Genomic DNA, 5,131 nt, shown 5'->3' with positions numbered 1-5,131 from the left:
CCCGCTCGCAGGAGCGGCAGGAGGTGCGCCGTCAGCGCGACGTGTGCGAGATGATTCGTGCCGAACTGCATCTCGAACCCGTCGGCGGTCGTCTGCCTCGCGGGCGGCCGCATGATGCCGGCGTTGTTGACGAGCAGGTGGATCGGGGCGGCCTCGGCGACGAGGGTCTCGCCCAGGGCAGCGACCGACGCGAGCGACGAGAGGTCGAGGTCGCGCAGCGACACCTGGGCGCCGGGGTGCGCAGCGCGGATCGTCGCGACCGCCGCCTCGCCCTTCGTGCGATTGCGCACGGGAAGCACGACCTCGGCACCGGCACCGGCGAGCGATCGGGCGATCACGAGGCCGATCCCGTCGCTACCGCCAGTGACGACGGCGCGGCGTCCGGTGAGGTCGGGTAGGGGCAGGTCGTAGGTGCGAAGCATGTCGATTCTTCTTCCGTCGGAGGGATGGCTTCAGCATCCGTCGCCGGGCGAACCGTAGCCACGGCCTGACGATCCGAGGCTGCGCGAGACGATTCGGGAGAGGATGCCTACATGATCGATCGAGCCGCGCTCGCGCACTTTCTGCGCACCCGCCGCGAGGCGCTACAGCCCGAGGATGTCGGGCTCTTCCGGGGTGCTCGCCGGCGCACGAGCGGCTTGCGCCGCGAGGAGGTTGCGGCCCTGTGCCACATGTCGGCCGACTACTACTCCCGGCTCGAGCGCGAGAAAGGCCCGCAGCCGTCGGAGCAGATGGTCGCCGCGATCGCGCAGGGTCTGCACCTAACGATCGACGAGCGCGATCACCTGTTCCGCCTCGCCGGGCATCGTCCGCCCGAGCGGGGTGCGGCGTCCGAGCACGTCAGTCCCGGGATGCTGCGCATCCTCGACCGCCTCACCGACACCCCCGCCGAGGTCGTGACCGAGCTCGGCGAAACGCTGCGGCAGACCCCGCACGGCGTGGCGCTGGTCGGAGACCTCACGCGCTTCATCGGCCCCGCGCGCAGCATCGGATACCGCTGGTTCACGGATCCAGATGCTCGCAGCATCCATCTGCCCGAGGACCACGAGTTCTACTCCCGCATGTATGCCGCGGGCCTGCGGACGATCGCCGCGCAGCGCGGGCCGACCTCGCGCGCTGCGCGATACGTCGAGCTGCTGCTGGCCGAAAGCGCGGAGTTCCGCGAGTACTGGGATCGGCATGAGATCGGCATCCGTCCCCGGGAGCTCAAGCGGTATGTCCATCCCGAGGTCGGGCTGCTGGAGCTGACCTGCCAAGTGCTGACGGATGCCGAAACCTCGCACAGTCTGCTCGTCTACACGGCCGTCCCCGGGAGTGAGAGCGCCGAAAAGCTTCAGTTGCTGGGCGTTCTCGCCCGCGCGGGCACCCGGTAGCCCGTCGGGGCCGTGGCTAACTCCTGAAAGATCCGCCGCGAGCGGCCCGTTGAGCCGGAATCTAGCCCCACGGCCACCGATCTGCAGGAGTTAGCCACACCGTTGCCGGCGCTACTCCCCCGCGGCGTGCGGGTCGGAGGTGTTCAACGCCGCCACGACCTGCAGGTAGTCGCCGCGCGCCTCGCCGTAGCGCAGGAACTTCACACGCTCGACGAGAATCTCGGATGCCTCGGGCTGCGTCTCGAGGAGGGTCATGACCTCGTCGATGAAGTCGGCGAGCGGCAGCGCGTTCGGGTTGGCCTCGTGTCCGGGCATGAGCTCGGTCTGCACCGCCGGCGGCACGAGCTCCAGCACAGATACCGACGTTCCGGCGAGCTGTAGCCGTAGCGTCTCGCTGAGCATGTGGATCGCCGCCTTCGACGCGTTGTAGCTCGGTGTGACCCGCAGCGGCGCGTGCGCAAGTCCCGACGAGACAGTCATGATCGTGGCATCCGGCCGGGTCTGCAGGTGTTCGATCAACGCCGCGATGAGCCGGATCGGCCCGAGCACGTTTGTCGTGATGATCTCTTCGGCGGTCGGCAGGAATCCGTCCGCACGGGTCCAATCCTCGGCCCGCATGATGCCGGCCATCGTGATCAGGACGTTCAGGTCGGGGTGGTTCTCGAGCACGGTAGCGGCGGCAGAACGGATGCTGTCAGCATCCGCCGTATCGATCTGCACCGTGTCGATGCCGGGGTGCGCGTCGCGGATCTCGTCGAGCAGCGCCGTCCGACGCCCGCCGACGATCACGGTGTTGCCGCGCTCCTGCAGCCGAAGGGCGAGAGCGAGCCCGATGCCGCTCGTGGCCCCGGGAATGAAGATGGTGTTTCCGGTGATGTTCATGTCTCCACCGTGCGCCGGGGTGCGAGGCCGCGGCAGAGAGCGGATGTCCAGGGATTCGCGGTCCCTGGAACGGATGCCGACAGCCGCGCATACTGGCGGGATGGACCGTGACGCGCTCGCCGAGTTTCTCGTGCATCACCGCTCCGCACTCCAGCCGCAGGATGTCGGCCTCTCAGCCGGGGCGCGCCGCCGCACGCAGGGGCTCCGACGCGAGGAGGTCGCGCAGCTGGCGGCGATGTCGACCGACTACTACACGCGTCTCGAGCAGCGCCGCGGACCACAGCCAAGCACGCAGATGCTCACTTCGCTCGGCCGGGCGCTGCGTCTGAACGCCGAGGAGCGCGACTACCTCTTCCGCGTCGCCGGGCACAGCGCGCCCGACCGCGCCGCGAGCGACTTCGTGTCACCGGGCCTCCTCCGCATGATGGATCGGCTCACCGACGTGCCCGCGTTCATCCTCACCGCCCTCGATGAGACGCTCGTGCAGAATGCGCCGGGCCGGGCGCTGTTCGGCGACGCGTCGGTGTTTACGGGGCTCGAGCGCAGTGGCATCTACCGCTGGTTCGCCCACCCCGACACCGCCCGCACGGTCTACCCCGAGAGCGATCACGCCCGCCAGTCGCTCGCGCTGGTCTCGTCGCTGCGGGCGGCGTATGGGGCGATGGGTCCGCGTTCGCGAGCTGGCGAGATCGCCCGGGCGTTGGAGGCCCAGAGCGCGGAGTTCGCCGAGCTGTGGCCAAGCCAGCGGGTCGGGCGCCGGTTCGAAGACCACAAGGTCGTCATCCATCCCGAGATCGGGCCGATCGAGGTCGACTGCCAGGCCCTGTTCACCGAGGATGCCTCGCAGACCCTCGTCGTGCTGACGGCTCCCCCGGGCACGGATGCCGACAGCCGCCTGCGCCTGCTCGCGGTGCTCGGCACGCAGCAGTTCAGTGACGTCGACCGGTGAGCCGGCTCACTCTTCGCTGGATGGAGTAGGCGGAGCGATCAGTTCAAGCCCCGGGAACGACGTGCGATATCTGCGAGCATCACGGGTAAGTAGCGTGTGACCGCGCACAAGCGCGTGGGCGCCGATGTAGAAGTCCGGCAGAACCGCCGAGCGCGACCCGCCCCGCTGTCGGTAACGGGCGAAAGCCTGCGCTGCCGGGAACCCCGCGTCGAAGGGGATGCTTTCTCTGGTCAGCGCGAGCGGCGCAAGCGCTGCGTCGACATCGGATGCCGCTGCGAATCTCACCGACAGCTCGGCGAAGATCAGTTGGTTGATCAGGATGGGGCCGCGGTCTATCGCCGCGGCCAGGGCGTCGCTCGACCACGCACCCCATCGGGGATCATCGGTGAGAACGTCGAGCAAGACGTTCGTGTCGACGAGCGTCGATCGCTCAGCTGTCACGAGTCAGCGCGAGGATCTCGTCGGTGGATGGTCCCGGGCCAGCTGCGCCACGTATGCGCAGCACCGCGCGCTGACCGGGAGTCAGATCGTCGCGATGGATGATCCGCAGAACTCCCCCGTCATCGATGACTTCGACCTCGTCGCCGGTTGCGAAACCGTGTTTGTGGCGCAGTTCGGCTGGGATAGTCACCTGCCCCTTGGCATTCAGCTTCATCTCACACCCCGTATTACGCCGACAAAAGCAAGCGTAATACGCCGGCTCATCGGCTCAAAGCGCCCCGCACGACACCATGCGGCTCACCGCACGACGTAGACGTTCTCGGCGAGCTTGACGCCTCCGTCGGGCGCAGGGTCGCCGTCAGGAACAAGCTGGTACGTGGCAGGGGTTCCTCTACTCACACCGACACCACCCCGAGATGCGCATCCGGTCGACGCCATGTCGTAGGCGACCAACACGAGACAGTACTGGGGCCCCTCGGTTCCGATCCCGCGCACGGCCCACACTTGCGTGCCGTTGTCGTCGCCGGCGTACCGCGACATGCTCTGCGTGAGATCCGCAAACAGGTCACTCGCGGCGTCGGGCAGCGTGTCGATGTCTTCGGCACCACTGTCGAAGATGCTGTACGTGTAGGTGCGCGGTGAGTTCGTCGGCTCCGGCGCCGCATCGGTGCATCCGGCGAGCCAGAGCACGCCAACGAACCCAACAGCAAGTACTGCGATCCCCCGATGCATGCGCCCAGTGTGGCACAGCGCCCCGGCCCCGGGCACGCTGAAAGGCCGGGACCCCCGTAGGGATCCCGGCCTTTCGTTGCTGTGTGGTGCTACCGGCTGTGACGCGGGTGGTGCCGGGTCTTAGCGGCCCGAGAGCTTCTCGCGGAGGGCCGCGAGTGCCTCGTCATCCGCGAGCGTGCCCACGGGGCCTTCGCTCGAGTACGAGCCGGAGCCCGATGCGGACGAGCCGCTGTAGCTGTCGTCGGCTTCCTTGGCGGCCTCGGCCTCGGCGGCCTTGGCAACCGTAGCCTTGTGGGCTTCCCAGCGAGCCTGGGCTGCAGCGTATTCCTGCTCCCACTTCTCGCGCTGCTCGTCGAAGCCTTCCTTCCACTGGTTGGTCTCGGGGTCGAAGCCCTCGGGGTACTTGTACTCCCCGTTCTCGTCGTACTCCGTGACCATGCCGTAGAGGGCCGGGTCGAACTCGACACCGAAGGGGTCGATGGACTCGTTGGCCTGCTTCAGCGAGAGCGAGATGCGGCGACGCTCGAGGTCGATGTCGATGACCTTGACGAACACCTCTTCGCCGACCGACACGACCTGCTCGGCGAGCTCGACGTGCTTGCCCGAGAGCTCCGAGATGTGCACGAGGCCCTCGATGCCGTCTGCGACGCGAACGAACGCACCGAACGGAACGAGCTTGGTGACCTTACCCGGTGCGATCTGGCCGATCGCGTGGGTGCGGGCGAACACCTGCCACGGGTCTTCCTGGGTGGCC

8 protein-coding genes are annotated in these 5,131 nt (G+C 68.0%); 2 read left to right on the top strand and 6 right to left on the bottom strand.

Annotated features, from left to right (window positions below; genetic code table 11):
- Positions 1-422: SDR family NAD(P)-dependent oxidoreductase (locus Q1V87_RS11170; protein WP_300592696.1), on the bottom strand; the 422-nt coding region annotated here is incomplete at its 3' end.
- 111 nt (positions 423-533) lie between these two features.
- On the opposite strand from Q1V87_RS11170, the gene Q1V87_RS11165 reads away from it, so the two are divergent.
- The gene (locus tag Q1V87_RS11165; protein ID WP_300592693.1) at positions 534-1,373 is read left to right on the top strand and encodes a helix-turn-helix transcriptional regulator; all 840 of its coding nucleotides are present in this window, start codon (positions 534-536) and stop codon (positions 1,371-1,373) included.
- Positions 1,374-1,484: 111 nt separating this feature from the next.
- On the opposite strand, the gene Q1V87_RS11160 is transcribed toward Q1V87_RS11165, so the two are convergent.
- On the bottom strand, positions 1,485-2,255 hold the full coding sequence (locus Q1V87_RS11160; RefSeq protein ID WP_300592690.1) for an SDR family NAD(P)-dependent oxidoreductase: 771 nt from the start codon (positions 2,253-2,255) through the stop codon (positions 1,485-1,487).
- Between the two features lie 100 nt (positions 2,256-2,355).
- Between Q1V87_RS11160 and Q1V87_RS11155 the strand changes: the two genes are divergently transcribed.
- Positions 2,356-3,204, top strand: coding sequence for a helix-turn-helix transcriptional regulator (locus tag Q1V87_RS11155; RefSeq protein WP_300592687.1), 849 nt, complete (start codon positions 2,356-2,358; stop codon positions 3,202-3,204).
- Between the two features lie 6 nt (positions 3,205-3,210).
- On the opposite strand, the gene Q1V87_RS11150 is transcribed toward Q1V87_RS11155, so the two are convergent.
- The 4 genes from Q1V87_RS11150 to Q1V87_RS11135 form a co-directional block, all read right to left on the bottom strand.
- Positions 3,211-3,645, bottom strand: coding sequence for a type II toxin-antitoxin system VapC family toxin (locus Q1V87_RS11150; RefSeq protein WP_300592684.1), 435 nt, complete (start codon positions 3,643-3,645; stop codon positions 3,211-3,213).
- Complete coding sequence (locus Q1V87_RS11145) at positions 3,635-3,859, bottom strand: AbrB/MazE/SpoVT family DNA-binding domain-containing protein (RefSeq protein WP_300592679.1); 225 nt, start codon at positions 3,857-3,859, stop codon at positions 3,635-3,637. Before Q1V87_RS11145 ends, Q1V87_RS11150 begins: the two co-directional genes overlap by 11 nt.
- Before the next feature lie 83 nt (positions 3,860-3,942).
- Entirely contained in the window at positions 3,943-4,377 is a 435-nt protein-coding gene (locus Q1V87_RS11140; protein ID WP_300592676.1) for a hypothetical protein, read from the bottom strand.
- Positions 4,378-4,497: 120 nt separating this feature from the next.
- A partial coding sequence (locus Q1V87_RS11135; RefSeq protein WP_300592674.1) for a S1 RNA-binding domain-containing protein occupies positions 4,498-5,131 on the bottom strand: 634 nt, incomplete at its 5' end.

Origin of the sequence: Microbacterium sp. (genome assembly GCF_030149085.1) — a bacterium.
Lineage (GTDB): Bacteria > Actinomycetota > Actinomycetes > Actinomycetales > Microbacteriaceae > Microbacterium.
Note: the sequence above shows the minus strand (reverse complement) of the source record. Positions and strands in the feature narration are given on the sequence as shown.

Coding starts and splice junctions, on each gene's coding strand:
- Q1V87_RS11165 (WP_300592693.1), top strand. CDS start 534: ATGATCGATCGAGCCGCGCTCGCGCACTTTCTGCGCACCCGCCGCGAG.
- Q1V87_RS11160 (WP_300592690.1), bottom strand. CDS start 2,255: ATGAACATCACCGGAAACACCATCTTCATTCCCGGGGCCACGAGCGGC.
- Q1V87_RS11155 (WP_300592687.1), top strand. CDS start 2,356: ATGGACCGTGACGCGCTCGCCGAGTTTCTCGTGCATCACCGCTCCGCA.
- Q1V87_RS11145 (WP_300592679.1), bottom strand. CDS start 3,859: ATGAAGCTGAATGCCAAGGGGCAGGTGACTATCCCAGCCGAACTGCGC.
- Q1V87_RS11140 (WP_300592676.1), bottom strand. CDS start 4,377: ATGCATCGGGGGATCGCAGTACTTGCTGTTGGGTTCGTTGGCGTGCTC.